21 protein-coding genes and 1 tRNA gene are annotated in these 23,235 nt (G+C 67.5%); 9 read left to right on the top strand and 13 right to left on the bottom strand.

The genetic code is table 11. The features are described from left to right. Positions 1–106: 106 nt before the first annotated feature. On the top strand, positions 107–772 hold the full coding sequence (locus AMS67_RS14695; protein ID WP_053388041.1) for a FadR/GntR family transcriptional regulator: 666 nt from the start codon (positions 107–109) through the stop codon (positions 770–772). An 88-nt stretch (positions 773–860) separates the two neighbouring features. Here AMS67_RS14695 and serA read toward each other — a convergent pair whose 3' ends face one another. The 3 genes from serA to AMS67_RS14680 all read right to left on the bottom strand — a co-directional run bounded on the left by serA (position 861) and on the right by AMS67_RS14680 (position 3,456). Then, the gene (serA, locus tag AMS67_RS14690; protein WP_053388040.1) at positions 861–2,453 is read right to left on the bottom strand and encodes a phosphoglycerate dehydrogenase; all 1,593 of its coding nucleotides are present in this window, start codon (positions 2,451–2,453) and stop codon (positions 861–863) included. Between the two features lie 88 nt (positions 2,454–2,541). Next, a complete protein-coding gene (locus AMS67_RS14685; protein WP_053388039.1) occupies positions 2,542–2,862 on the bottom strand; it encodes a hypothetical protein in 321 nt (106 codons plus the stop codon). A gap of 3 nt (positions 2,863–2,865) precedes the next feature. Beyond that, the gene (locus AMS67_RS14680) at positions 2,866–3,456 is read right to left on the bottom strand and encodes a hypothetical protein (protein WP_053388038.1); all 591 of its coding nucleotides are present in this window, start codon (positions 3,454–3,456) and stop codon (positions 2,866–2,868) included. A gap of 95 nt (positions 3,457–3,551) precedes the next feature. On the opposite strand from AMS67_RS14680, the gene AMS67_RS14675 reads away from it, so the two are divergent. Together AMS67_RS14675 and hrpB are read left to right on the top strand one after the other, a co-directional pair. Continuing rightward, a complete protein-coding gene (locus AMS67_RS14675) occupies positions 3,552–4,457 on the top strand; it encodes a hypothetical protein (protein ID WP_053388037.1) in 906 nt (301 codons plus the stop codon). Between the two features lie 45 nt (positions 4,458–4,502). Further along, entirely contained in the window at positions 4,503–7,124 is a 2,622-nt protein-coding gene (hrpB, locus tag AMS67_RS14670; protein WP_053388036.1) for an ATP-dependent helicase HrpB, read from the top strand. Positions 7,125–7,218: 94 nt separating this feature from the next. Here the strand turns inward: hrpB and ilvC are convergent, their stop codons facing one another. The 5 genes from ilvC to AMS67_RS14645 all read right to left on the bottom strand — a co-directional run bounded on the left by ilvC (position 7,219) and on the right by AMS67_RS14645 (position 12,782). Continuing rightward, entirely contained in the window at positions 7,219–8,235 is a 1,017-nt protein-coding gene (gene ilvC, locus AMS67_RS14665) for a ketol-acid reductoisomerase (RefSeq protein WP_370726595.1), read from the bottom strand. Positions 8,236–8,302: 67 nt separating this feature from the next. Next, positions 8,303–8,812 (bottom strand): acetolactate synthase small subunit, encoded by a 510-nt coding sequence (gene ilvN, locus AMS67_RS14660; RefSeq protein WP_053353457.1) that lies wholly within the window; start codon positions 8,810–8,812, stop codon positions 8,303–8,305. Positions 8,813–8,814: 2 nt separating this feature from the next. Continuing rightward, entirely contained in the window at positions 8,815–10,611 is a 1,797-nt protein-coding gene (locus AMS67_RS14655) for an acetolactate synthase large subunit (protein ID WP_053388035.1), read from the bottom strand. 92 nt (positions 10,612–10,703) lie between these two features. After that, the gene (ilvD, locus tag AMS67_RS14650) at positions 10,704–12,398 is read right to left on the bottom strand and encodes a dihydroxy-acid dehydratase (RefSeq protein ID WP_053388034.1); all 1,695 of its coding nucleotides are present in this window, start codon (positions 12,396–12,398) and stop codon (positions 10,704–10,706) included. A 147-nt stretch (positions 12,399–12,545) separates the two neighbouring features. After that, the gene (locus AMS67_RS14645) at positions 12,546–12,782 is read right to left on the bottom strand and encodes a hypothetical protein (RefSeq protein ID WP_053353460.1); all 237 of its coding nucleotides are present in this window, start codon (positions 12,780–12,782) and stop codon (positions 12,546–12,548) included. A 164-nt stretch (positions 12,783–12,946) separates the two neighbouring features. Between AMS67_RS14645 and AMS67_RS14640 the strand changes: the two genes are divergently transcribed. The 5 genes from AMS67_RS14640 (at position 12,947) to AMS67_RS14620 (ending at position 15,939) form a co-directional block, all read left to right on the top strand. Further along, complete coding sequence (locus tag AMS67_RS14640) at positions 12,947–13,156, top strand: hypothetical protein (RefSeq protein WP_053388033.1); 210 nt, start codon at positions 12,947–12,949, stop codon at positions 13,154–13,156. Positions 13,157–13,249: 93 nt separating this feature from the next. Beyond that, positions 13,250–14,491 carry a Na+/H+ antiporter NhaA gene (nhaA, locus tag AMS67_RS14635; RefSeq protein WP_053388032.1) on the top strand — a complete coding sequence of 414 codons (1,242 nt, stop codon included), beginning with the start codon at positions 13,250–13,252 and terminating at the stop codon, positions 14,489–14,491. Positions 14,492–14,578: 87 nt separating this feature from the next. Next, positions 14,579–14,651: transfer RNA gene (locus AMS67_RS14630), tRNA-Lys, on the top strand. Between the two features lie 71 nt (positions 14,652–14,722). After that, positions 14,723–15,532: an inositol monophosphatase family protein gene (locus AMS67_RS14625; protein ID WP_053388031.1), complete on the top strand. Its 810-nt coding sequence runs from the start codon at positions 14,723–14,725 to the stop codon at positions 15,530–15,532. Next, positions 15,529–15,939: a DUF3054 domain-containing protein gene (locus tag AMS67_RS14620; RefSeq protein ID WP_053388030.1), complete on the top strand. Its 411-nt coding sequence runs from the start codon at positions 15,529–15,531 to the stop codon at positions 15,937–15,939. The genes AMS67_RS14625 and AMS67_RS14620 overlap by 4 nt, the downstream gene beginning before the upstream one ends. Before the next feature lie 130 nt (positions 15,940–16,069). Here AMS67_RS14620 and gap read toward each other — a convergent pair whose 3' ends face one another. The 5 genes from gap to AMS67_RS14595 form a co-directional block, all read right to left on the bottom strand. Further along, positions 16,070–17,071 (bottom strand): type I glyceraldehyde-3-phosphate dehydrogenase, encoded by a 1,002-nt coding sequence (gap, locus tag AMS67_RS14615; protein ID WP_053388029.1) that lies wholly within the window; start codon positions 17,069–17,071, stop codon positions 16,070–16,072. A 159-nt stretch (positions 17,072–17,230) separates the two neighbouring features. Next, complete coding sequence (locus tag AMS67_RS14610) at positions 17,231–18,172, bottom strand: GlxA family transcriptional regulator (RefSeq protein ID WP_053388028.1); 942 nt, start codon at positions 18,170–18,172, stop codon at positions 17,231–17,233. 52 nt (positions 18,173–18,224) lie between these two features. Next, positions 18,225–20,231 carry a hypothetical protein gene (locus AMS67_RS14605; protein ID WP_053388027.1) on the bottom strand — a complete coding sequence of 669 codons (2,007 nt, stop codon included), beginning with the start codon at positions 20,229–20,231 and terminating at the stop codon, positions 18,225–18,227. Next, positions 20,228–22,129 carry an HSP90 family protein gene (locus AMS67_RS14600; protein ID WP_075201429.1) on the bottom strand — a complete coding sequence of 634 codons (1,902 nt, stop codon included), beginning with the start codon at positions 22,127–22,129 and terminating at the stop codon, positions 20,228–20,230. Before AMS67_RS14600 ends, AMS67_RS14605 begins: the two co-directional genes overlap by 4 nt. Positions 22,130–22,138: 9 nt before the next feature. Next, a complete protein-coding gene (locus AMS67_RS14595) occupies positions 22,139–22,627 on the bottom strand; it encodes a type III secretion system chaperone family protein (protein WP_053388026.1) in 489 nt (162 codons plus the stop codon). Between the two features lie 176 nt (positions 22,628–22,803). Here AMS67_RS14595 and AMS67_RS14590 point away from each other — a divergent pair, with 176 nt between their 5' ends. Further along, the gene (locus AMS67_RS14590) at positions 22,804–23,208 is read left to right on the top strand and encodes a Fur family transcriptional regulator (protein ID WP_053388025.1); all 405 of its coding nucleotides are present in this window, start codon (positions 22,804–22,806) and stop codon (positions 23,206–23,208) included. The last annotated feature ends 27 nt before the right edge of the window (positions 23,209–23,235 follow it).

Below are 23,235 nucleotides of genomic sequence, written 5' to 3'. Positions count from 1 at the left end.
TACCCGAATCCGACAGAATCTCAATATCCTTATTCGAGTAGATCTGCGCCGACGCCGACCACTCCGCCAGGGAGACCGCGACGCGCTCCCGAAAGGTTCCCCCAACATGCACTCCCCCGTTCAGCGCGTCAGCGCGACCGAAGCCGCATTCAGCGCCATTCGGGGACTCATCGACGATCAGACGCTCGCCGTGGGCGACCGACTTCCGGGCGAACTCGCACTGGCCAAGCAGTTCGGCGTGAGCCGCTCCGTCGTGCGCGAGGCGCTGCATGCGTGCGCAACGCTCGGCCTCACGGAGACCCGCAGCGGCAGCGGCACCTACGTACTCTCGAAGACGCCGTCGGGTGTCTCGGAGTTCGGTGGGTTCGATCCGGATCACCTGATGGAAGCACGCATCCACGTCGAGGTGCCCACCGCCGGCCACGCTGCAGAGCGCCGCACCACCGAAGAGCTCGACGCGATGCGCCGTCTGCTCGCCCGCATGCGCGACACCTCGGTGTTGCACGAATGGGTGCGGCTCGACCGAGACTTCCACACCCTCGTCGCCGAGGCGAGCCACAACTCCGTACTGCTGAGCATCACCGCCTCCATGCGCCGCTCGCTCGACCTACAGTCAGAGTTCTTGAACATCACCCAGGCGCGTCAGCACACCTCCGATGTCGAGCACGCCGAGATCTTCGCCGCGATCGAATCGGGCGATCGACTCGAGGCCGAGCGCGCCGCGCTGCACCACATCGACGCGGTCGCCTCGGCGATCCGCGCCGGCCGCTGAACGCGCGCCGACCCGCGCGCTCGTCTGCGCCGCACACAGCAATGCCGGCGGCTCCCCCGAGGGAACCGCCGGCATTTGCGTCGACGAGTTAGAGCGCGTCGATGTCGATCGTGTGCAGGCTCTCGGCGCCGATCGCACCACGCAGGGCGACGATGATCGCTTCTTCGACCGGGGCGTCGATCGAGAGCACCGACAACGCGGTGCCCTGCTTTTCGTCGCGGGCGATCTGCAGACCGGCGATGTTGACGCCCGCCTCACCCAGCACGCCGCCGTAAGTCGCGACGATGCCGGGGCGATCGGTGTAGCTGAAGACGATGAGGTGCTCAGGAACAGGCAACTCGACCTCGTAGCCGTTGATCTCGACGATCTTCTCGACCTGCTTCGGGCCGGTGAGCGTACCCGAGACCGAGATCGCGGTGCCGTCGGTGAGGGCGCCGCGCAGCGTGATGACGTTGCGGTAGCTCTCGGACACCGAGTCGACGCTGAAGCGCACCTCGATGTTGCGCTGCTCGGCGAGCAGCGGCGCGTTGACGTACGACACCGGGTCGCTGACGATCTTCGAGAAGATGCCCTTGAGTGCGGCGAGGCGCAGCGCCTCGACCTTGTGCTCGGCGAGCTCGCCGTGCACCTCGATGTCGACCGATGCGATCGCGCCGTCGGCAAGACCGGCGAACACCTGGCCGAGCTTCTCGGTGAGTGGGAGGCCCGGGCGCACGTACTCGTCGATGACGCCGCCGGCGACGTTGACCGCGTCGGGCACCAGGTCGCCTGCGAGCGCGAGACGCACGGACTTCGCGACCGAGACGCCGGCTTTCTCTTGCGCCTCATCGGTCGATGCGCCGAGGTGCGGCGTCACGTTGACGTTCGGCAGGCCCGTGAGCCGGGTGTCGGCGGGGGGCTCGCTGACGAACACGTCGAGCGCTGCGCCGGCGATCTCGCCGTTCGCAAGCGCCTCGGCGAGCGCCTCTTCGTCGATCAGGCCGCCGCGGGCGACGTTGACGACGTACGCGGTGTTCTTCATCGCGCGCAGCTGATCCGCACCGATCATGCCGAGTGTTTCGGGCGTGCGGGGCATGTGGATGGTGAGGAAGTCGACGCGGCTGATGAGCTCGTCGAGCGTGACGAGCTGCACGCCGAGCTGCTGCGCACGGGCCGCGGTCACGTACGGATCGAAGGCGATGAGCTCGACGCCGAAGCCGCGCAGGCGCTCGGCGATCAGTGCGCCGATGCGGCCGAGACCGATGATGCCGACCGTCTTCTCGTAGAGCTCGATGCCGGTGAACGAGGAGCGCTTCCACTCCCCCGCCGACAGCGACGCGTGGGCGCGCGGCAGGTGACGCGCGAGGCCCAGGATGTGCGCCACGGTGAGCTCGGCGGCGCTGATGATGTTCGAGGTCGGTGCATTGACGACCATGACGCCGGCCTGCGTTGCCGCTTTGATATCGACGTTGTCGAGACCCACTCCGGCGCGAGCGATCACCTTGAGCTTCGGGGCCCACCCGAGAGCCTCGGCATCGATCTGCGTGGCAGACCGGACGAGCACCGCCTCAGCCGAACCGAGCGCCGAGCGCAGCGCGTCGCGATCGGTTCCGTCGACGTGCACCACCTCGAAGTCGGGGCCGAGTGCGGCGATGGTGGCGGGCGAGAGTTGTTCGGCGATCAGCACGACCGGCGCAGACATCAAGCAGATCCTTCGGGTTGATAACGAGGACGAAGCGTGCGGAGCACGCAGGCCACCAGTCTAGCGGCGCACTCGTGACGACCCGTGGCTACGCGAAATATGACGACTCGGGGATGACGTGCATGATGTCGATCTGCCACGCCGCGACGAGGGCGAGACCCGCAGCGAGCAGCAGAATGCGCACACCCGCGCTGCGGCGTCGCCCGACGAGCAGCGCGAGCACGAACACGATCAGCGGGAAGGCGATGCCGACGATCAACCAGACGCGACCCAGCGCGCTGAGGTCGGTGTCGAGCGCCCCGCTCAGACCCACAAAGCCGACGAAGTTCCCGATTCCCGTGACGACGGCGTAGAGGTACAGGAGCGCGAGCAGTAGCCCGCCGATCCACGAAAGAATGCGTGTGAGCACGGATCAGGCCCCTCTCGCGATGAGCATGGGTAGCGGCAGCAGCACCACTGCGCCGACGACGAGCAGGATCGCCAGACGCTTCGTCTTGCCCCCGCGGCTGAGCGCGAGTGCGGTGAAGAACCAGAGGGGCGCCGCCATCGGTGCCGCCCAAAAGACGATCTGCTGCAGCACGCCGCCGATGATGCCGCTTCCCGCCGCGGTGACCGCATTCACCGCGGAATAGGCCTGCGCCACGATGAACCATCCCCAGGTGTACAGCAAATAGAGCCCGCCGAACACGCCCAGCACGACCAGAGCGCCGTTCGAGATCTGCGCTCGGGGTTCGGCCGCGTCTGCCACATCGTCGCGGGCATCGCCGAGCGACTCTTCCGTTGTGTCGCGGCCAGCCGTCGAGTCGACAGCAGCCGAATCTCGCGGAGCGATCTCGGGGACGGGCGATCCGAAATCACTTGACACCACGGCGTGGTTGTCGCCCGTCGCGTCGGGTGCGTCAGTACTCCGCTCCCCCTCAACGGTCCACCCGCTGGCCAGCGTGCTCTCTCGAGCATCCCGTGACCGCGACTCCCGCGACGCGCGGCCCGGCTTCTGCTTCATCCTTACAGGGTAACTCCCAATGTCTTTGAGACTGCCGGGAGCGAGGACCTTATGGATATGCTGGGAGCCGTATTCGACTTCCCGGGGGGAACAGCATGGCCGAAACGCCGAAGAAGAAAAAGGTCGTCCGCGTCGAGTCGCCCAAGACTCCTGCGGCATCGCGCACTGCCCCCGCGGGCGGTGCACGAGCCTCCGAGTCCGGCGCGCCCGACGAGCCGGTCTGGACTCCGACACCGGAATCCAAGGCGAAGGCGACGAAGTTCCGCTGGATCGCTGCCGGGCTGTGGGTGCTCGCCATCGCCATCGAGATCTTCGCGATCTTCTGGGTGCTCAAGCAGGTTCCCGTCAACATGCTGCTGCTCATCGGCGCGATCGTGGTCACCGGTGTGCTCTCGGTGGTCGGTTCGTTGCTGTGGAAGCAGGCGAACCGCCTCGACCCCGCGTCGAAGCGTGACGCCGTTCGCTTCTTCGTGCAGAACCAGCTCGGCGCGATCATCGCGATCATCGCGTTCCTGCCGCTGATCATCCTGATCTTCACGAACAAGAATCTCGACGGCAAGCAGAAGGCGCTCGCCGGTGGCATCGGCGTCGTCGTGCTGCTCGTCGCCGGCTTCTTCGGTGCGTCTTTCGAGTCGCCGTCGCAAGAGCAGTACGCCGCTGAGACGAACATCGTCGAACAGCTCACCGGCGCAGACGAGGTCTTCTGGGTCAAGGGCGGCTCGGTCTTCCACGTCTGCGATGCGGTTCCCGACGTCAACAAGGAATCGAACGACGGTCAGATCTACCAGGGTACGGTCGCGGCTGCGCACGAGGCCGGCAAGGACCGGCTCGTCAGCTACTGGCAGCGCGAGGCCGTGAACTACTGCGGCTACACGCAGGAGCAGGTCGACGCCGTCGAGTCAGCACTGGCAGGCGATGTCGCCGTGCTCGAAGAGGCCCCCGCAGCCGACGACTCGACCGATACGTCGACAGACGAGCCCACCGAGACGCCTGCGGAGTAACGCCCACCGCACGGCGATGCGGCATGCGCTCCTAGACTGGAGCGCATGCCGCATCGCTTTGACCTCCCGGCCATCGGATCCGGGCTCATCGTCACCGACGCGCATGATGAGATACGCGCGGCGACGCGTTCAGGCGCGGCGGTGGTCACCGCACCGCCCGGCACGGGCAAGTCGACGTACGTGCCACCGCTCGTCGCGAACCTGCTGCTCGAGCGCGGCGGCGCCGCAACGCGCGTGCTCCTCACGCAGCCCCGTCGCGTCGCCGTTCGTGCGGCTGCCGCACGCATCGCCGAGCTCGACGGCACCGCCGTTGGCGACGCGGTCGGCTTCACCGTGCGCGGGCAACGCCTGGTCGGCCGCGACGATCGCATCGAGGCGCTGACTCCCGGTGTGCTGCTGCGCCGCCTGTTACGCGACCCTGACCTGCCGGGCGTTGGTGCAGTGATCCTCGATGAGGTGCATGAGCGTTCGCTCGAGGGCGACCTGCTGCTCGGCATGATCGCCGAGGCACGTGCGCTCCGCGACGACCTCATCGTGATCGCCATGTCGGCCACGCTCGAAGCGGAGCGATTCGCCGCACTGCTCGGCGGAGCGAATGGGCAGGAATCTGCCGCCGCAGTCGTCGACATCGCGAGCGCACTGCATCCGCTCCGCATCGACTACGCCCCGGCACCTGGGCCACGACTCGATGACCGTGGCGTCTCGCGCGCATTTCTGGCCCACCTCGCCGACATCTCTGTCGATGCTCAGCGCCGATCCGGGCACGACGCCCTCGTCTTCGTGCCCGGCGTGCGCGAAGTCGATGAGACGGTGCGTCTGCTGCGCGCGCGGCTCAATGCTCCGGGCACGCCGCACGACATCGACGTGCTTCCCCTGCACGGACGGCTTCCCGCACGTGAGCAAGACCGCGCCGTGCGGGGCCGAACGGGGAGTGAGCCCGCGCGCATCGTGGTGAGTACCTCGCTCGCCGAGAGCTCGCTCACCGTGCCGGGGGTGCGACTCGTCATCGACGCCGGGCTCTCTCGCGAAGTGCGCCGCGATCAATCTCGCGCAATGACCGGCCTCGTCACCGTCAGCGCCTCGCGCGCCAGCGCAGAACAGCGCGGAGGGCGCGCGGCGCGACTCGGACCGGGCCAGGTCATCCGCGCCTATGCCGAGTCTGCCTTCGCGCGCATGCCTGCGAGCGCACCTCCCGAGATTGCCTCGGCCGACCTCACCGATGCCGCACTGATGCTCGCCGCGTGGGGCACACCGCGCGGCGACGGGCTTCGGTTGCCCACCGCACCGCCGCCCGCTGCCATGCGTGAAGCTGAAACGGTCTTGCGCACCCTTGATCTCGTCGATGCGGACGGCAGAGTCACGGCAGCCGGGCTCACCGTCGCACAGTTACCGGTCGGGGCGCGCGCCGCTCGAGCGCTGCTCGCCGGCAGCACTGAGGCTGGCGGCGCGCGAGCTGCTGCGGAGATCGTGGCGGCGTTCACCGGCGACTTCCGTGACGCGGGGGCCGACCTGACGGTGTTGCTCCGAGAGCTGCGCGCCGGGCGGGCCGTCGGCGCCGATCGGTGGCGCCGTGAATCCGCGCGTCTGCGCGAGATCGCGACGCAGTCTGCGGGTGCACCGGGCGACGACGGCGCCCTGGCCTCGGCGACTCCCGATTCACTCGCGCCCGGGGCCGTGCTCGCACTCGCGCGACCCGAATGGCTCGCTCGTCGCGTCGCACCTGCGTCGCGCGTGTATCTGTTCGCGAGCGGCACCCGCGCGGCGATTCCCGAGGGCAGCACGCTCATCGGCAGCGAGTGGATCGCGGTGCACGACGTGCAGCGTGCCGCCGGGCGGGCCGCTGACGGAACCGGAGCTGTGATTCGCCTCGCCGCACCCCTCGACCACGCGACTGCACTGCGTCTCGGCGCGGGGCTCCGCAGCGACCGGCGCACCGCGACCATTGCTGAGGGTCGGGTTCAGGTGCGAGAAGAACGGCGCCTGAGCGCGATCCTGCTCGCCGAGACACCGGTTGCAGCACGTCCCACCGATACGCGCCCGGCGATCACCGCGCTGGTGCGGACCTCCGGGATGCGGGCGCTCACCTGGAGCGACGGTGCCGCATCGCTGCGTCATCGCCTCGCACTGCTGCACCGCGAACTGGGTGCGCCATGGCCGGCGGTCGACGATGCAGCGCTGCTCGCCGGCCTGGACGACTGGCTCGGCCCGGATCTCGAACGACTCAGCCCTCGGGCGGCGCTCGATCGGCTCGATCTCGCACCCGCCCTGCGACGTTTGCTGCCCTGGCCCGACGCCGCGCGCCTCGATGCGCTCGCACCCGAACGCCTCGAAGTGCCGTCGGGCAACACCGCACGCATCGACTACCCCGCTTCCGCTTCCGGCCCTGATGCCGGGGATGGCGACCGTCCGGTCGTCGCCGTCAAGCTGCAGGAGCTCTTCGGCCTCGCGCAGACCCCGCGGCTCGTCGATGGCCGGGTGCCGGTGCTCTTCCATCTGCTCTCCCCCGCACGCCGTCCGCTCGCCGTCACCGATGACCTCGAGTCGTTTTGGAACGGGCCGTACCAGCAGGTGCGCAAGGAGATGCGCGGGCGCTACCCGAAGCACCCGTGGCCCGAGGATCCGTGGACGGCGCCCGCGACGGCACGCACGAAACGCGCCTCCGGGTAACCGACCTCGGCAGCCGCGGCCCGCGACTCCGCCTCAGAAATGCGGAACGCCCGCCGGGAGATTCCCGACGGGCGTTCACTGCGTGTGACGCGGGTTAGCGAGCGGCAGAGCCCTCGACGTAATCCTCGTCCTGCGCCTGCCATGCGAAGAGCTTGCGGAGCTCGGCACCGGTCTTCTCGATCGGGTGCGACTCCTCCTTCTTGCGCAGCTCGGCGAACTCGACGGCGCCGTTGTCCTGGTCATCGATGAAGCGCTTGGCGAAGGCCCCCGACTGGATGTCGGCGAGCACCTCCTGCATGCGCTCCTTGACCTCCGGGCCGATGACACGGGGGCCCGACACGTAGTCGCCGAACTCGGCGGTGTCAGAGATCGACCAGCGCTGCTTGGCGATGCCGCCCTCCCACATGAGGTCGACGATGAGCTTCAGCTCGTGCAGCACCTCGAAGTAGGCGATCTCGGGCTGGTAACCGGCTTCGGTCAGCACCTCGAAGCCGTACTGCACGAGGTGGCTGGTGCCACCGCAGAGCACCGACTGCTCGCCGAAGAGATCGGTCTCGGTCTCCTCGGTGAAGGTGGTCTTGATGACGCCGGCGCGGGTGCCGCCGATCGCCTTCGCGTACGACTTCGCGGTCTCCCACGCGGTGCCCGACGCATCCGACTCAACAGCGATGATGTCGGGGATGCCGCGGCCGGCCTCGAACTCGCGGCGCACGGTGTGACCCGGAGCCTTCGGAGCGACGAGGATGACGTCGACGCCCGCCGGTGCCTCGATGTAGCCGAAGCGGATGTTGAAACCGTGGGCGAAGGCGATGGTCTTGCCCTCGGTCAGCTGATCCTTGATCGACTCGTTGAAGATGCTGCGCTGGTGCTGATCCGGCGCGAGGATCATGATGAGGTCGGCCCATGCCGCGGCGTCGGCCACGTTCTTGACCTCGAACCCGGCTTCTTCGGCCTTGGCGGTGGACTTCGAGCCCTCCTTGAGCGCGATGACGACCTCGACACCGGAGTCGCGCAGGTTCTTCGCGTGGGCGTGACCCTGCGAACCGTAGCCGACAACGGCGACCTTCTTGCCCTGGATGATCGACAGATCTGCGTCGGCGTCGTAGTACATCTCAGCCACTTGGGACTCTCCTTCGTTTGGTGATTCGTTACGGGTACTGCAGCGGAACGGGGTTCCGCTAGTTCTTGAAGACGCGCTCGGTGATCGATTTCGCGCCACGGCCCATGGCGATGAGCCCCGACTGGGCGATCTCCTTGATGCCGTAGGGTTCGAGCACCTTCAGGAAGGCCTCGATCTTGCCCCGGTCTCCGGTCACCTCGATCGTCAGCGCGTCGGGCACGACATCGACGACGCGAGCGCGGAACAGGTTGACGGCTTCGAGCACGTGCGAACGCGACTGGTTGTCGGCCCGCACCTTGATGAGCACGTGCTCGCGCTGCACCGATGTGCCGGCTTCGAGTTCGACGATCTTGATCACGTTGACGAGCTTGTTGAGCTGCTTGGTGACCTGCTCGAGCAGGATGTCGTCTTGGTCGACGACGACCGTGATGCGTGACAGGCCGCGCATCTCGGTCGGGCCGACGGCCAGCGACTCGATGTTGAATCCGCGTCGGGCGAACAGCCCGGCGACCCGGGTCAGCAGACCCGGCTTGTCCTCGACGAGGAGGCTGAGAACGTGACGGCTCATGGTTACTCTCCCTCCCACTCGGGGCTGTGCTCCAACGCGTACTGAATGTCGCTGTTCGACGTGCCCTGGCGCACCATCGGCCACACCATGGCGTCCGCGCTTACGACGAAGTCGATGAGCACCGGCCGATCGTTGGTCGCGAGAGCGAGCTGGATCGCCTCATCGACCTGGTCTTCGCGCTCGACGCGGATCGCCAGGCAGCCGTAGGCTTCGCCCAGCTTCACGAAGTCGGGCACGCGCTGCGAACCGTGGCCCGTGTTGAGCTCGGTATTGGAGTAGCGGCCGTCGTAGATGAGCGTCTGCCACTGTCTCACCATGCCGAGCGACGAGTTGTTGATGACCGCGACCTTGATCGGAATGTTGTTCACGACGCACGTCGCGAGCTCCTGATTGGTCATCTGGAAGCAACCGTCACCGTCGATCGCCCAGACCACACGGTCGGGCTCGGCGACCTTGGCCCCCATCGCGGCGGGCACGGAGTACCCCATGGTTCCCGCGCCACCGGAGTTCAGCCACGCGCCGGGGCGCTCGTACTTGATGAACTGCGCGGCCCACATCTGGTGTTGGCCGACGCCCGCGGCGTAGATTCCCTCGGGGCCGGTGAGCTCGCCGATGCGCTGGATCACGTGCTGCGGCGACAGCAGACCGTCGCTCGTCTCCTGGTACCCGAGCGGGAACTGCTGCTGCAATCCGCGCAGACGCTCCCACCAGGTACTGATGTTCGCGCATTCGCGGCTCACCTGAGCTGTGGTCATCGCGGCGATCAGATCGGCGATCACTTCGGCCGCGTCGCCCACGATCGGCACATCGGCCGCGCGGATCTTGCCGATCTCGGCGGGATCGATGTCGGCGTGGATCACCTTCGCTTCAGGGGCGAACAGTGCAGCGCGGCCCGTGACACGATCGTCGAATCGCGCGCCGAGCGTGATCAGCAGGTCGGCTTCCTGGAGCGCCAGCACTGCGGGCACCGTTCCGTGCATCCCGGGCATGCCGAGGTGCTGCGGGTGCGAGTCCGGGAAGACGCCGCGCGCCATGAGCGTGGTCACGACCGGCGCTCCTACGAGCTCGACGAGCTGCTTGAGCTCCTCGGCTGCTCCGGCGCGCACGACGCCGCCGCCAACGTAGAACACGGGGCGCTTCGCGTCAGCGATGAGGTCGGCTGCGGCCTGGATCTGCTTGCTGTTCGCCTTCGTGATCGGGCGGTACCCGGCGAGGTCGACGCGCGGATCCCAGACGAAGTCGAGTTCCCCCTCCTGCGCGTCTTTCGTGATGTCGACCAGCACCGGGCCAGGGCGGCCCGTGGATGCGAGGTGGTACGCAGCCGCGATCGCTTCCGGAACGTCTTCGGGGCGCTTCACCAGGAACGAGTGCTTCGTGATCGGCATCGTGATGCCGACGATGTCGGCTTCCTGGAACGCGTCGGTGCCCATGAGGTGCGAGAAGACCTGGCCGGTGATCGCGAGGAGCGGCACCGAATCCATGTAGGCGTCGGCGATCGCGGTGACCAGGTTCGTTGCGCCCGGCCCCGAGGTCGCGATGCACACACCGACGGTGTTGCTCGCGCTCGCGAAGCCTTCAGCAGCGTGACCTGCCCCCTGCTCGTGGCGGACGAGGATGTGGTTCAGCTTTTCCGCGCTCATCAGCGCGTCGTACAGCGGCAGCACGGCACCGCCCGGCAGCCCGAAGACATCGGATATTCCGAGTGCTTCGAGACTGCGAACGACGGCCTGCGCGCCGGTCATCCGCTCGCCGCGTTGCGCGGCGGAGGGTGATGGGAGTGCACTCGGTTCCGAGGTCATGTCCAGCTTTCGTGATCGGAGGTGATGTCGCGGTACGCGGCTGGTGCAGCCGGCCGACATGAGCGAATCGCGCGCACGTCGACCGACTCAGATCAGCCGGTGACGGCGCCGTGAGACGCCGACTTGACGAGCTTGGCGTACTTCGCCAGCACACCGCGCGTGTACCGCGGAGGAAGCGGGGCCCAGTTTTCTCGGCGGGCCTCAAGCTCGGAGGGGTCTACCAGCAGATCGAGCGTTCGTGCGGCGATATCGACCCGAATCAGGTCTCCGTCGCGAACCAGGGCAATCGGACCGCCGTCCGTTGCCTCAGGTGCAATGTGGCCGATGCACAGGCCGGTTGTGCCGCCTGAGAATCGTCCGTCCGTCAATAGTAGTACATCTTTGCCGAGACCCGCACCCTTGATGGCCGCGGTGATCGCGAGCATCTCGCGCATGCCCGGCCCACCCTTCGGACCCTCGTAGCGGATCACGACAATGTCGCCCTTGCCGATGCGTCCCTCGGTCAGTGCGTCCATGGCCGCCCGCTCGCGGTCAAACACCCGCGCCGGGCCTTCGAAGAGTTCGGCGTCGAAGCCCGCGGTCTTGACAACCGCCCCCTCGGGAGCCAGTGAACCGTGCAGGATCGAGAGGCCACCCGTCGCGTGAATCGGATCGTCGAGGTGATGGATCACCGTGCCGTCGATCGGGTCGGGGTTCAGCTCGGCGAGATTCTCGGCCATGGTCTTGCCCGTGACCGTGAGTGCGTCGCCGTGCAGCAGGCCAGCATCGAGCAGTGCCTTCAGTACGACGGGCACGCCGCCCTGGCGATCGATATCGGCCATCACGAACTTGCCGAACGGCTTCATGTCGGCAAGGTGGGGCGTCTTCGCTCCGATGCGATTGAAGTCCTCGAGGGTGAGATCAACCTCAGCCTCGCGGGCGATCGCGAGCAGGTGCAGCACTGCGTTCGTCGACCCGCCGTAGGCCATGAGCAGCGTAATCGCGTTCTCGAACGCCTTCTTCGTGAGGATGTCGCGCGCGGTGATCCCGAGACGCAGCATGTTCACCACAGCTTCGCCGGAGCGATGCGCGAAGTAGTCGCGGCGGCGGTCAGCACTGGGCGGAGCAGCGGAGCCCGGCAGGCTCATGCCGAGCGCCTCGGCGATCGAGGCCATGGTGTTCGCGGTGTACATGCCACCGCAGGCGCCCTCGCCCGGAGCGATTGCGCACTCGATGCGCTTGAGGTCTTCCTCGCTCATCGTGCCCGCCTTGCAGGCGCCGACGGCCTCGAAGGCGTCGATGATCGTGACTTCCTTCTCCGTGCCGTCGGTGAGCTTCACCCAACCGGGAGCGATGGAGCCGGCGTACAGGAATACCGAGGCCAGGTCGAGACGCGCAGCAGCCATCAGCATGCCGGGCAGCGACTTGTCGCACCCCGCGAGGAGTACCGAACCGTCGAGACGCTCCGCCATCATGACGGTCTCAACGGAATCGGCGATGACTTCACGCGAGACCAGCGAGAAGTGCATGCCCTCGTGGCCCATCGAAATGCCATCGGACACCGAAATGGTGCCGAACTGCAGCGGATACCCGCCACCCGAGTGCACGCCCTCCTTGGCGCCCTGCGCCAAGCGATCGAGACTCAGGTTGCAGGGAGTGATCTCGTTCCACGAGCTGGCGATACCGATCTGGGGCTTGTCCCAGTCTTCGTCTCCCATGCCGACCGCACGGAGCATGCCTCGCGCCGCAGCCTTCTCGATTCCATCGGTGACGTCGCGACTGCGCGGCTTCATGTCAATCTCTGCCATGCCGCCATTCTAGAGGCACCCGCATGCCGCTCAGGCGCGGGGTCGCTGGCCAGCACGCACCCGCACCCAGCGACCCGCGCACCGCAGAAAACGACGAACGGGGCCGGAGGGAGCGATTGCTCCTCCGGCCCCGTTCGTACGCGTCGACTACTTGCCGGTGGCGGGCAGCAGCGTGAACGGCAGCGCGAAACCGAGGATGGTCGCTGCGAGACCGGCCACGAACGTCCAGATCTCAGCCGCGCCCAGTTCCGGGTTCACGCCGTAGCTCATCACGATGAACCCGCCGAAGGCCAGCACGATCGAGAGGATGAAGATGATGCCGGTGACTGCGCTCACTGCACCCTGCGAGCTCTCCTCGAACAGTGCGCCGTTCTCCTTCGCCATGCTGGCTTCTCCTTTATCGTGGCTCGGCGCCCGCATCGCGGCCGCTCGGGGTGGGGTTCCGCGCGCGCGGAATCTCGTGCCCCCAGGCTACCGCAACCCCCTCGTAGCTCGTGACCCGAACGATAGGCTGAAGAAGTCGCAGTACCGAATTCGAGGGAGTCACCGTGTCGATCGGCAAGTACGTCACCAACCCCGGAGTACTCGGAGCCGCGTTCGGCGCCGTCAGCACCGCACGCCGCACGCAGTCCATGCGCAAGGACTGGCGCCGTTTTCTCGTCTGGGGAGTCTGGATCGCCGGGCTCGCTCTCGCCGTCGCCAGCGTCGCCATGCAGGAGCGTGACGACGACTTCGCGCACGAATCCGACACGGAGTGACGTCGCACGGCCTCGCACAGTAGAATGGGCGATGGTGAGTCGGGAAGCCTGGTCGACGATTGATACAGTCGTCTCCACTCGGAAAGGCCAACCGTGACCTCACCCGCATCGCCTCCCGCACGCCGCCGCACCGTTCTCGCTGCGCTGAGCCGACGAGAGGCATCCCGGCTCGGCAGGCTCTTGCGCACCGAGTCGCTCGGCGGTGCGATCGTGGTCATCGCCGCGGCGTTCGGTTTTCTTGCGGCCAACTCTCCCGCAGGCGATGCCTATCGTGCACTGCGAGATGCCCATATCGGTATTCCGGCGATCGGCATCGATCTCAGCATCGGCCACTGGGCGTCTGACGGACTCCTCGCGATCTTCTTCTTCATCGTCGGTCTCGAACTCAAGCGCGAGTTCGTCGCCGGAGAATTGCGCCGCGTCTCGACGGCCGTCGTTCCTGTCGCGGCAGCAGTCGGGGGCGTGGTCGTGCCCGCTCTCGTGTACGCCGCGGTCAATGCCCAGAGCGGCGGCCTGCACGGGTGGGCGATCCCGACCGCCACCGATATCGCCTTCGCCGTCGCGGTACTCGGGGTCATCGCCCCGGGAGTCCCTCCGGCTCTGCGCCTCTTCCTGCTGACTCTGGCGGTGGTCGACGACCTCATCGCGATCCTCATCATCGCCATCGTGTACACGCAGCAGCTCAGCTTCCTGCCGCTCCTCATCGCCCTCCTCCCCCTCGCGGTATTCGGCTGGATCGCGCACCGATTCGCACCCCAGCTGGTGCGACTGCCCTGGTTGCCCTGGGTGGCGCTCCTGCCCGTCGGCGTGATCGTGTGGGCGTTGGTGCTCGCCTCGGGCATCCATGCCACCATCGCCGGCGTGCTCCTCGCCTTCCTCATCCCCGTGCGAGGCCGTCGTGGTGCCACCCTGGCCGAATCGCTCGAGCACCGCATTCGTCCACTGTCGACCGGGTTCGCCGTGCCGGTGTTCGCGTTCTTCGCCGCCGGCGTTGCACTCGGTGGCGCTTCGCGCTTCCCCGCAGACCCGATCGCCATCGGCGTGATGCTCGGTCTCGTGGTCGGCAAGCCCGTCGGCATCGCCGCCACGACCTGGCTCGTCACGCGCTTCACCCGCGCCGAACTCGACGCCGCCGTTCGGTGGCGGGAACTGATCGGTGTTGCCGCTCTGGCCGGTGTCGGATTCACCGTCTCGCTGCTCGTGACCGAGTTGAGCCTGCCCGACCCGAGCGACGCAGATACCGCGAGACTCGCCGTCATGGTGGGTTCGCTCATCGCCGTCGCATTCGCGACCGCGCTGCTGTACCGCCCACGGCGCGCGACGCGCGCGGGATGACGACGCCGATTTGAACGGTACGTGAACCCCGTGCTAGAGTTTCATCCGTTGCTCAGCGCGGGAATCACGTTCTGAATCAGCGAAAATGCGCCTTTAGCTCAGTTGGTAGAGCAGCTGACTCTTAATCAGCGGGTCCACGGTTCGAGCCCGTGAGGGCGCACAGATCGAAAAGCCTGGTAGTTTCTACCGGGCTTTTCGCATATCCGCCACCGGTCCCGGAAGGCAGGCGCCATGACCACTCACGCCCCCTCAGCCGATCTCGAGTTCGCACTCGCACTCGCCGACCTCGCCGACAGCATCGCGCTGCCCCGATTTCAGGCAGCAGACCTCGCGATCGATACGAAACCCGACCGCACGTTCGTGACCGACGCCGACACGGCTGTCGAAGCGGCACTGCGCGCACGCATTCAGACGGAGCGCCCCGCAGACGGCTTCTTCGGGGAAGAATCAGGCGTCGTCGACGGCGGTGAACGGCAGTGGATCATCGACCCGATCGATGGAACGTCGAATTTTCTCCGTGGTGTTCCCAACTGGGCGACGCTGATCGCGCTCGAGGTGGCTGGCCAACCGACCGTCGGCGTCGTGTCAGCGCCGGGCTTCGGCGCACGCTGGTGGGCCGAGACCGGCTCGGGCGCCTGGGGGCAGCGTCACGGCGAGGCGCCGCGCCCGTTGCGCGTCTCGGGCGTCTCCGATCTCGAACACGCCTCCCTCAGTTTCCAGAGCATCGAGCAATGGGATCTTGCGGGGTATCTGGAGCCGTTGATCTCGCTCACCCGCGCGGTCTGGCGCGACCGCGCCTACGGCGACATGTGGTCGTACATGCTGCTCGCGGAGGGCCTCGTCGACATCGTTGCCGAGTTCGATGTGAAGCCCTACGACCTCGCCGCGCTGGTGCCCATCGTGCGAGAGGCCGGAGGCCGCTTCACCGACATCGACGGCGCGTCGAGCGCCTGGAACGGCAGCGCGCTCGCGACCAACGGCGCCCTGCACGATGCGGTACTCGAGCACGTTGCCACGACGTCGAAGCAGGAGTCGCGATGAGCTCGACGGCGCACCCGGTCGACGCACAGCGCTCCGTCACCCGAACCGTGATACTTGCGTTCTGCGCCGACATCGCGTTCGTGCTGCTGTTCGCCGGCATCGGTCGCAGCAGTCACGAGCGCGAGGCATCACTTTTCGGCCTGTTCAGTACCGCTTGGCCGTTTCTCGTCGGCCTCGCGATCACGTGGTTGGCGCTGCGCGTCGCACGGCACCCCCTCTCCGTGCTGCGAGCCGGGGTACCGGTATGGATCGGCACGGTCGTGATCGGCATGCTGCTCCGCGCCGCGACCGGTGCAAGTATCGCCCCGGCGTTCATCATTGTCGCGACGATCACACTCGCAGTCTTCGTCCTCGGCTGGCGCGCAATTGCGGCACTGGTGCTCCGCCTGCGACGCCGCCCCGCCTAACCGCGCCATCCGTCCCCGCCAGCCAACCGCGCCGCGCACGCGTACGCCATCGCTCAGAGGCTGCGGGCGAGCGCATGCAGAACAGCCCCGCCCCGGACGTATCCGGGGCGGGGCTGTTCTGTGCAGTCGGTTACGACGCAGCGAGCGTTCCGAGCACCTGAGCGGCGCGGTTCGAGAAGCCCCATTCGTTGTCGTACCAGGCGGTCACCTTGACGTGCTTGCCGTCGGCGTAGGTGAGCTCCGAGTCGAAGATCGAGGAGTGCGGGTTCGCAACGATGTCAGAGGAGACGAGCGGCTCTTCCGAGTACTCGAGCACTCCGGCGAGCGGGCCGTCTGCAGCGGCGCGGTAGGCCGCGAGCACCTCGTCACGAGTGACCTCGCGCGACACCACCGCAGTGAGTTCGACGATGGAACCGACCGGAACCGGCACGCGGAGCGAGCCGCCGACGAGCTTGCCGTCGAGCTGGGGCAGCACGAGGCCGATCGCGGTCGCCGCGCCGGTCGACGTCGGCACGATGTTGAGCGCGGCAGCGCGTGCACGGCGCAGATCTGAGTGGGGGGCGTCTTGCAGACGCTGATCCTGCGTGTAGGCGTGCACCGTCATCATTGTGCCCCACTCGATGCCGGCGAGGTCGTCGAGCACCTTGGCGAGGGGCGCGAGAGCGTTCGTGGTGCACGACGCGTTCGACACGATGCGGTGCTGCTCGGGATCGTAGAGGTCGTCGTTCACGCCGACCACGATGGTCAGGTCGGCACCCTTCGCGGGGGCGCTGACGAGCACGCGCTTCGCGCCCGCTTCGATGTGCTTGTTCGCACCTTCTTTGGAGGTGAAGAAGCCGGTGGATTCGAGCACGACGTCGACGCCGAGCTCGCCCCAGGGCAGCTGGGCGGGGTCGCGCTCGGCGAGGATCTCGATACGGCGATCGCCGACGACGAGCGTGCTGCCGTCAACCGAAACGGGCTGCTCAAGCTTGCCGTACAGGGTGTCGCGTGCCAGCAGGTGCGCCAGCGTGGGCGCATCGGTCAGATCGTTGATGGCGACGACCTCCAGGTCGCTCCCCTGCTGCAGCAGTGCGCGCAGTACCCCGCGCCCGATGCGTCCGAATCCATTGATTGCTACCCGACGGGTCATGGCTTCACGATCTCCTTCACAATGACGTGCATGATGAACCATCTCCAGAGTGGCCGCTCGGCGGCCTCCACGCCAGTGGCCGCAATGCCATCATTCGAACGAAAGCTGCCAGGATGTGACATGCGGTGGAAACACCCCGGAAATCGCCCGGGTCACACCTCAGGAGCCTTGCGAGAAGGTGCGCCGATACGCAGTCGGCGCGGTTCCGAGCACCTGGCGAAAATGGCGACGCAGGTTCGTCGCCGACCCCAACCCGACGCTGGCCGAGATCTCGTCGACCCCGAGGTCGGTCTCTTCGAGCAACTCGCGGGCCCGGTCCACGCGCGCCCGCATGATCCACTGCATCGGGGTGTATCCCGTTTCATCGAGGAAGCGTCGCGAGAACGTGCGCTCCGACACCCGCGCGTGCGCAGCGAGCCGTGAAATGGTGAGCGGGTACCCCAAGTGCCTGAGCGCCCACTCGCGGGTCTGCGTGAATCGTTCGCCGTGCGATTCGGGAACGCTGTGCGGCAGGTACTGCGCTTGGCCGCCGCTGCGGTAAGGCGCGGCGACGAGACGTCGTGCCGCATGGTTCGCGACCGCCATACCGGCATCCCGGCGCAGCAGATGCAGACAGAGATCGATGCCCGACGCGGCTCCTGCGGAGGTGAGCACCGACCCTTCATCGACGAACAGCACCCGCTCGTCGACGCGCACTTCCGGGAACTGCTCGGCGAGTCGGCGCGCGTAGTGCCAATGCGTGGTCGCGCGGCGCCCGTCGAGCAGACCCGTCGCTGCGAGCGCGAATGCACCGGTCGAGATGGCGGCGAGGATCGCCCCGCGCTCGTGCGCTGCACCGAGTGCGGCAGTGAGTGCGGCGGGAGGCGCATCGCGATCCGGGAAGCGGTACCCCGGCACGAAGATGAGGTCGGCAGTCTCCAGTGCATCCAGTCCATGATCGACGTGGTAGGAGAGCCCGTCGCCGCCCGCAATCAGCCCCGGGCGCACACCGCAGACGTCGACGGTGTACGGCATGCTCGCGCGGTGTGTGAACACCTGCGCGGGGATCCCGACATCCATCGGCTTGGCGCCCTCGAGCACCACCACGGCGACCCGTTTCATAGCCACCAGCCTACCGCTGCGGTCGACAACGCGAGGCGCGGTCGACCTCGCGTCAGCCGTTCGCGAGGGTCTCGACGATCGCCTCGGCGCGGGTCTCTTGGCCTGAGGCCCGCAGCAGGTCGATGAGCTCTCCGGCGACACGGGCGCGATCGGGCTTCTGCCGCGCTAGCGCGAAGCCTTCGAATGCGGACTCGAGCGACCAGATCGCATCGGCGGTGTCGCCTTGATCGCGTTGCAGGCGGCCGGCGAGCCAGAACGCGTGCGCGGCGTCGGCGAGACGGCCGAGTGCCGCGAACTCCTCCCCCGCGAGCAGCGCTTCCACGATCGCCCGCCCGACGGAGAGGTCACGATGTGCCTCGGTCGGTTCTGGTGAGATTCGCGCGCCCGCGGCAACCCCCGGCGGCGCAGCCGCGATCGAGCGGGCGAGCGTGTCTCTGAGCGTCGCGCGTCGCGCACTCCACGCGTCACGCTGCCGCTCGGCCAGCGCCTCCGCAGTGTCTCCGGCGTCGAACGCGATCATGCGATCGAGTTCAGCCGCCACCTCGCGCAGATGCATCTCGGGGTCGGACATACGTGATGCCACGGGGGCCCAGGCCGCGAGCACCGCGACGATCGCCTCCGGGTCGGCTCCTCCCGTTCGCAGACGCGGGATCGCTGCGGCGAATCGGCGGTGGGCGTCGGGGTCGGCGCCCGACAGGGCAGCGCACTGCGCAGCTTCCGCGTGCGCGAACCCGGCGCGCTCCAGCCAGCCCTCCGCTTCACACAGCTCGGCGGCTCGCCCATATGCTCGAGCCGCGGCGGCATAGTCGCGCTGACCGGCGGCGTGTTCCGCAGCGGCGAATGCGGCTTCGCCTGACGTCCAGGCCGCATCGGTTTCGACGCGCACCTCCGACCTCGCTGTGGCCGCAACCTCCGCCTCAACCGACCGTTCGCCGATAGAAGCGTTGCCGGCCGACCCGGCAGGCGCCGCATCGACCGCGCCGGGCTGCCCGCTCGTCGGCAAGTGCAACGCGCTGGGCCGTGTCGCGAGCGCTGCAACGATCGCATCGGCGTAATAGCGATTGCCATTGCGCGGATCCAGGAGGTCGGCGAGTGCGTTGCTCTCCCGGTGCACCCAGGTATGCAGATCTGCGACTGTGCGCCATTCCGGGTCGCGCAGACCGGTCTCCATGTCTCCCTGATCGAGCCGAGCCGAAAGCCCGGCGAGCACCCCGAGCAGAAACCTCAGGCGGAAGAGCGGGCTCGAACCGCCCCGCAGCAGCGCGACGTGCTCGTTGCGCAGCACTCGGAGTGCGCGGTCGAGATCGCCGCCCCGCGCGAGTGTGGCGAAGAGCTTGCCCCGTGCCGGCCCGAAGTCGGTCGCCCCTCCGTCGTCTGCGGCGAGCGCGTCGCCGGCCGAGCGTGCGGCGAGCTCGGCATCGCCGACCTCCAGTGCTGCGAGTGCGACGGCGTATCGGGTGCGGGCCGGCTCAAGATTGCAGTCGAACTCCTGCGTGAGCCCGAGTGCCACGGCTTCTGCGGGGCGGCCGGTCTCGGTGAAGAAATCGACCTGTTGGCCGATCGTGCAGGCCACACAATCTTCGAACTCGTCGCGCATGCCGGTGACCCAGTCGATGCGGGCCGCCTCCGCTTCGGGATCGCCGACGTGCCAGGCCCAGCGGAATCGGCTCATGCGCACCGATGAGAGCCCGTGCCCCGCGAGCTCGAATCGCCGCTGCATGTCGTCGAGAAAGGCGGCCGCTTGGGCGTGCGAGATCTGGGGGTATTCGGGCACATCGGCCGCGATCCACTTGAACTCCCAGAAGAGGTTGCGCTCGTCGGCTGCGTCGAAAAGCTCGGGCGATTCGTCCCAGAGCCGCAGCAACTGGGCGAAGACCACGAACGACTTCGCACCCTCATCGGTGAAGGTGTACGCCTCGACGAGTTCGAGCAACGCCATTGCCAGATGCTCGCGCGGCCCCTCGGTTTCAACGCGGCGGGCGATGGCTTCGGTTGCGGCGGTTCGCGCAACGCCGTACGGGAGATCGCGCAGATCGAGGAGTTGCTGGTCGATCGTCATCGGGGGTCCTCCGGTCTGCGGGGGTCGGACGGGTGCGGCAGCCCTGCGTCACGCTCGGATGCGTCTGCGAGCGACGCGTCGAGCAGCACGCCGAGCGCGTCCGACAGCGATGCCGATTCACTCGCGCGCAGCCCTTCACCGGCGAGCATGACCGCCGAGAGATACAGGGAGCGGAGCCCGGCAGCGAACACCGCACCGCCGGGCGCTGCCAAGAGCCGGCGCGCGACGGGTGACGCGTCATTCAGTACGAGCGTGCGGGTGCGCCGCGTCCCCGCGTTCGTCTCGGCGAAGGCGTCGAGCAACCCACCCCACAGATCGGGCGTCGCCCGACGCTCACGATCGAGTGCTCGCCGGTGCTCGCCGTCGGAATCACGCAGCAGAATTGCCGGCACGGTGTCGGGTGCGAACGTGCGCACGAGCACATCGCAGTCGTCGTCCTCGAGCAGTTCACGAGCGCGAGCGACCGCATCTGCCACGGCGAGCTCGCGTTCGACGGCGGGCACGCCGAGTACCTGCACCAGATCGGCGCTGTCGAGTTCACGGACCGCCCAGTCATCGAGGCGCCCCAGCCGCTCCATGATGTCGGCGTCGTACACGTAGCCGGCATTGACCACGACGAGTTCTTGAGCGCGTGCGACCGCGGCCACGCGGCGATAGGCCTCGGGAGTCGCCGTGTAGACGATTTCTCCGTGCGACGCGGCGCCGGCGAGTGTCATCGGCCCATCGCTCGTCTCGAATGGCAATACCTCAGCGACGAGCGCGAGCATGTCGGGGTCGGTGACCGCGAGCGCGCGCAGCGCGAGGTGGTGAGTCTCGATGAACCGGTTCATCACGTCACCGGGCTGACGCAGGGTGCGCGTCGCCCACTGCTTCAGCTGCGCGCCGAGCGACTCGCGCACGCCGAGCAGGATCTCGTCGTCGTGGAGGTGCTCGCGGGAGGCGGTCGGTGAGAGTGCATCCGAGTCGATCACCGCGCGCACGAAGAATGCCCATTCGGGCAGCACCCGGTCGACTCGGGGGCCGAGCAGCATGCGTTTCATGTAGACGCGGTGCTGTCCGGTGCCGGGCGACACGGCCTGGGGCAGGATGAATGCGACCCCGGTCGTGCCGGCGAGCGGCAAGTCGAGGTCGATGTGCCCGAGTGGCGTGAAGCCGAACACCCGCTCGCAGTACTCGGCGAGCGCTCGCGAGCGAGCCGTCGTCGTCTCGTGCGCCACCCGCCAGGGAAGCTCAGCCTGAGTGATTCTGCGCCACGCGCGTTCGGTCGCCGTCACTGGCACTTCGACGGCGACGTCGAATGGCAGCAGGGAGGCGAACTCGGTGGCGAGTCCGACCACCGTGTCGTTCGCCAACCAGTGGGCCGCATCGGCTCGGGCCGTGAGGCGCACGGTCGATCCGGTCTCGGTGAATCCGGGACCGGTCTCTTCGATGCCCGCACCCGCGGGCTCGACGGCGACCGCGAACGTGCCGTCGGCTCGCCCTTCCCATCGCATCGACTCGGTTCCACTCGCAGAGCGCGAGTGCACGACGATGCGGTCTGCCACCATGAAGGCCGCGAGCATGCCGATGCCGAACTGGCCGATAAACGCGTCTCGGCCCAGGCCGAGCACCGGATCGCGCTTCGACGATCGCCCGATCGTCGCGAGCAGTTCGGCGGCTTCCTCGGCCGTCAGCCCGATTCCAGTGTCGGCGATCTCGAGGTGGGATCGTCCGTCGGCATCGACAGAGGTGCGAAGCCGGATGGTCGCGGGCGCGCCGGCATCCTGCTCACGACGAGCCGTGACCGCGTCGACGGCGTTCTGGATGAGTTCGCGCAGGTACACCTGCGGCCCCGAGTAGAGATGCCGGGAGAGAAGGTCGACCATTCCGGCGAGGTCGACTTGAAATCGCTGGTCCACGGTTGGCGATCAGTCTTCGGGTTTGAACTTCGCCCAGGCTTCGGGGAAGACCTCGTTGACGCGTTCGAAGAATGCCATGCTGGTGTTGACGGTGCAGAGCAGGTGCTGCGCAAGCTGCTCATCGGTCAGACCGGGCTCGTAGTCGACATTGTGCTCGGTATTGACGCGCACGGCGCCCTCGTCGTCACGGCCGATATAGGTCTTGGGCCAGAGCTTTTCCGCGTTCCACTCGTTCGCGAGCTCCAGTGCCCGCAAGTAGTCGGTCTCCTCGAGTCGACCGCGCCAGTACCCGCGCACGCACAACAGTTCATCCTGGTTGCCGTTCACGAAGAAGAAGAACGAGCCGTACTCCCACCCGCCCCCGATATCGCCGTCGCCGTCGACACTGTACGACCAGCCGGCGGCCTCCAGGGCAGCCTTGATGCGGTCTTTCGAAAGCGGAGCCAGGGCGCCTGCTGCGCCGCCCGCGGGTGCCGTGTCCTTGGTGAAGAAGCCCATGCGCGAATGTCCTTTCGGTCGTTTGTCCAGATTATCGATCGCGACCGACGCTCGAAAGGGGCGCAGGCGGACTCCAACCATTTCCGCACGCCGTCTTCGTTCGCTGGCGGCGTCACCCGCGCTCGACACGCCGCTGCTAGCATCGGAGACGACCAACGACCCCCGGGAGTTTCACCGTGACGACCATTCGCACCCGGCGCACCACGCAGGGAACTGCGGTGCGCACGGCGCTCGAATCCATGGCCGGATTCATCTCAGCACAGGAGCTCCATCGTCGCCTCGCCGACGACGGCCTGAAGATCGGTATCGCCACGGTGTACCGACAGTTGAATACGCTGGTCGACAATCAGGAGGCCGACGCGATTTCGACTCCCGATGGCCAGCTGTACCGGGCGTGCGATGACCCGCAGACGCATCACCACCACATGGTGTGCACGAGCTGCGGTACGACGATCGAGATCGAGCCTCCTGATGAAGCGTGGTTCACGTCGGTGGCGCGCACGCACGATTTCGAGATCCATTCGCACACGCTCGAGGTCTTCGGCATCTGTGCGGAGTGCCGTGCCGCAGGGCGCTCGTAGGCCACTTATACTGAGAACGATTATCGA

The organism is Leucobacter japonicus, assembly GCF_001273855.1.
Taxonomy (GTDB): domain Bacteria; phylum Actinomycetota; class Actinomycetes; order Actinomycetales; family Microbacteriaceae; genus Leucobacter; species Leucobacter japonicus.
Note: the sequence above shows the minus strand (reverse complement) of the source record. Positions and strands in the feature narration are given on the sequence as shown.

Excerpts from the sequence above, each read along its gene's own strand:
- AMS67_RS14595 (WP_053388026.1), bottom strand. The coding sequence starts at position 22,627 with ATGGGCTTCTTCACCAAGGACACGGCACCCGCGGGCGGCGCAGCAGGC.
- AMS67_RS14655 (WP_053388035.1), bottom strand. The coding sequence starts at position 10,611 with ATGACCTCGGAACCGAGTGCACTCCCATCACCCTCCGCCGCGCAACGC.
- AMS67_RS14610 (WP_053388028.1), bottom strand. The coding sequence starts at position 18,172 with ATGAAACGGGTCGCCGTGGTGGTGCTCGAGGGCGCCAAGCCGATGGAT.
- gap (WP_053388029.1), bottom strand. The coding sequence starts at position 17,071 with ATGACCCGTCGGGTAGCAATCAATGGATTCGGACGCATCGGGCGCGGG.
- AMS67_RS14625 (WP_053388031.1), top strand. The coding sequence starts at position 14,723 with ATGACCACTCACGCCCCCTCAGCCGATCTCGAGTTCGCACTCGCACTC.
- AMS67_RS14645 (WP_053353460.1), bottom strand. The coding sequence starts at position 12,782 with ATGGCGAAGGAGAACGGCGCACTGTTCGAGGAGAGCTCGCAGGGTGCA.
- ilvN (WP_053353457.1), bottom strand. The coding sequence starts at position 8,812 with ATGAGCCGTCACGTTCTCAGCCTCCTCGTCGAGGACAAGCCGGGTCTG.
- AMS67_RS14605 (WP_053388027.1), bottom strand. The coding sequence starts at position 20,231 with ATGACGATCGACCAGCAACTCCTCGATCTGCGCGATCTCCCGTACGGC.
- AMS67_RS14675 (WP_053388037.1), top strand. The coding sequence starts at position 3,552 with ATGGCCGAAACGCCGAAGAAGAAAAAGGTCGTCCGCGTCGAGTCGCCC.
- AMS67_RS14695 (WP_053388041.1), top strand. The coding sequence starts at position 107 with ATGCACTCCCCCGTTCAGCGCGTCAGCGCGACCGAAGCCGCATTCAGC.
- hrpB (WP_053388036.1), top strand. The coding sequence starts at position 4,503 with ATGCCGCATCGCTTTGACCTCCCGGCCATCGGATCCGGGCTCATCGTC.
- AMS67_RS14620 (WP_053388030.1), top strand. The coding sequence starts at position 15,529 with ATGAGCTCGACGGCGCACCCGGTCGACGCACAGCGCTCCGTCACCCGA.
- ilvD (WP_053388034.1), bottom strand. The coding sequence starts at position 12,398 with ATGGCAGAGATTGACATGAAGCCGCGCAGTCGCGACGTCACCGATGGA.
- serA (WP_053388040.1), bottom strand. The coding sequence starts at position 2,453 with ATGTCTGCGCCGGTCGTGCTGATCGCCGAACAACTCTCGCCCGCCACC.
- ilvC (WP_370726595.1), bottom strand. The coding sequence starts at position 8,235 with ATGTACTACGACGCCGACGCAGATCTGTCGATCATCCAGGGCAAGAAG.
- AMS67_RS14680 (WP_053388038.1), bottom strand. The coding sequence starts at position 3,456 with ATGAAGCAGAAGCCGGGCCGCGCGTCGCGGGAGTCGCGGTCACGGGAT.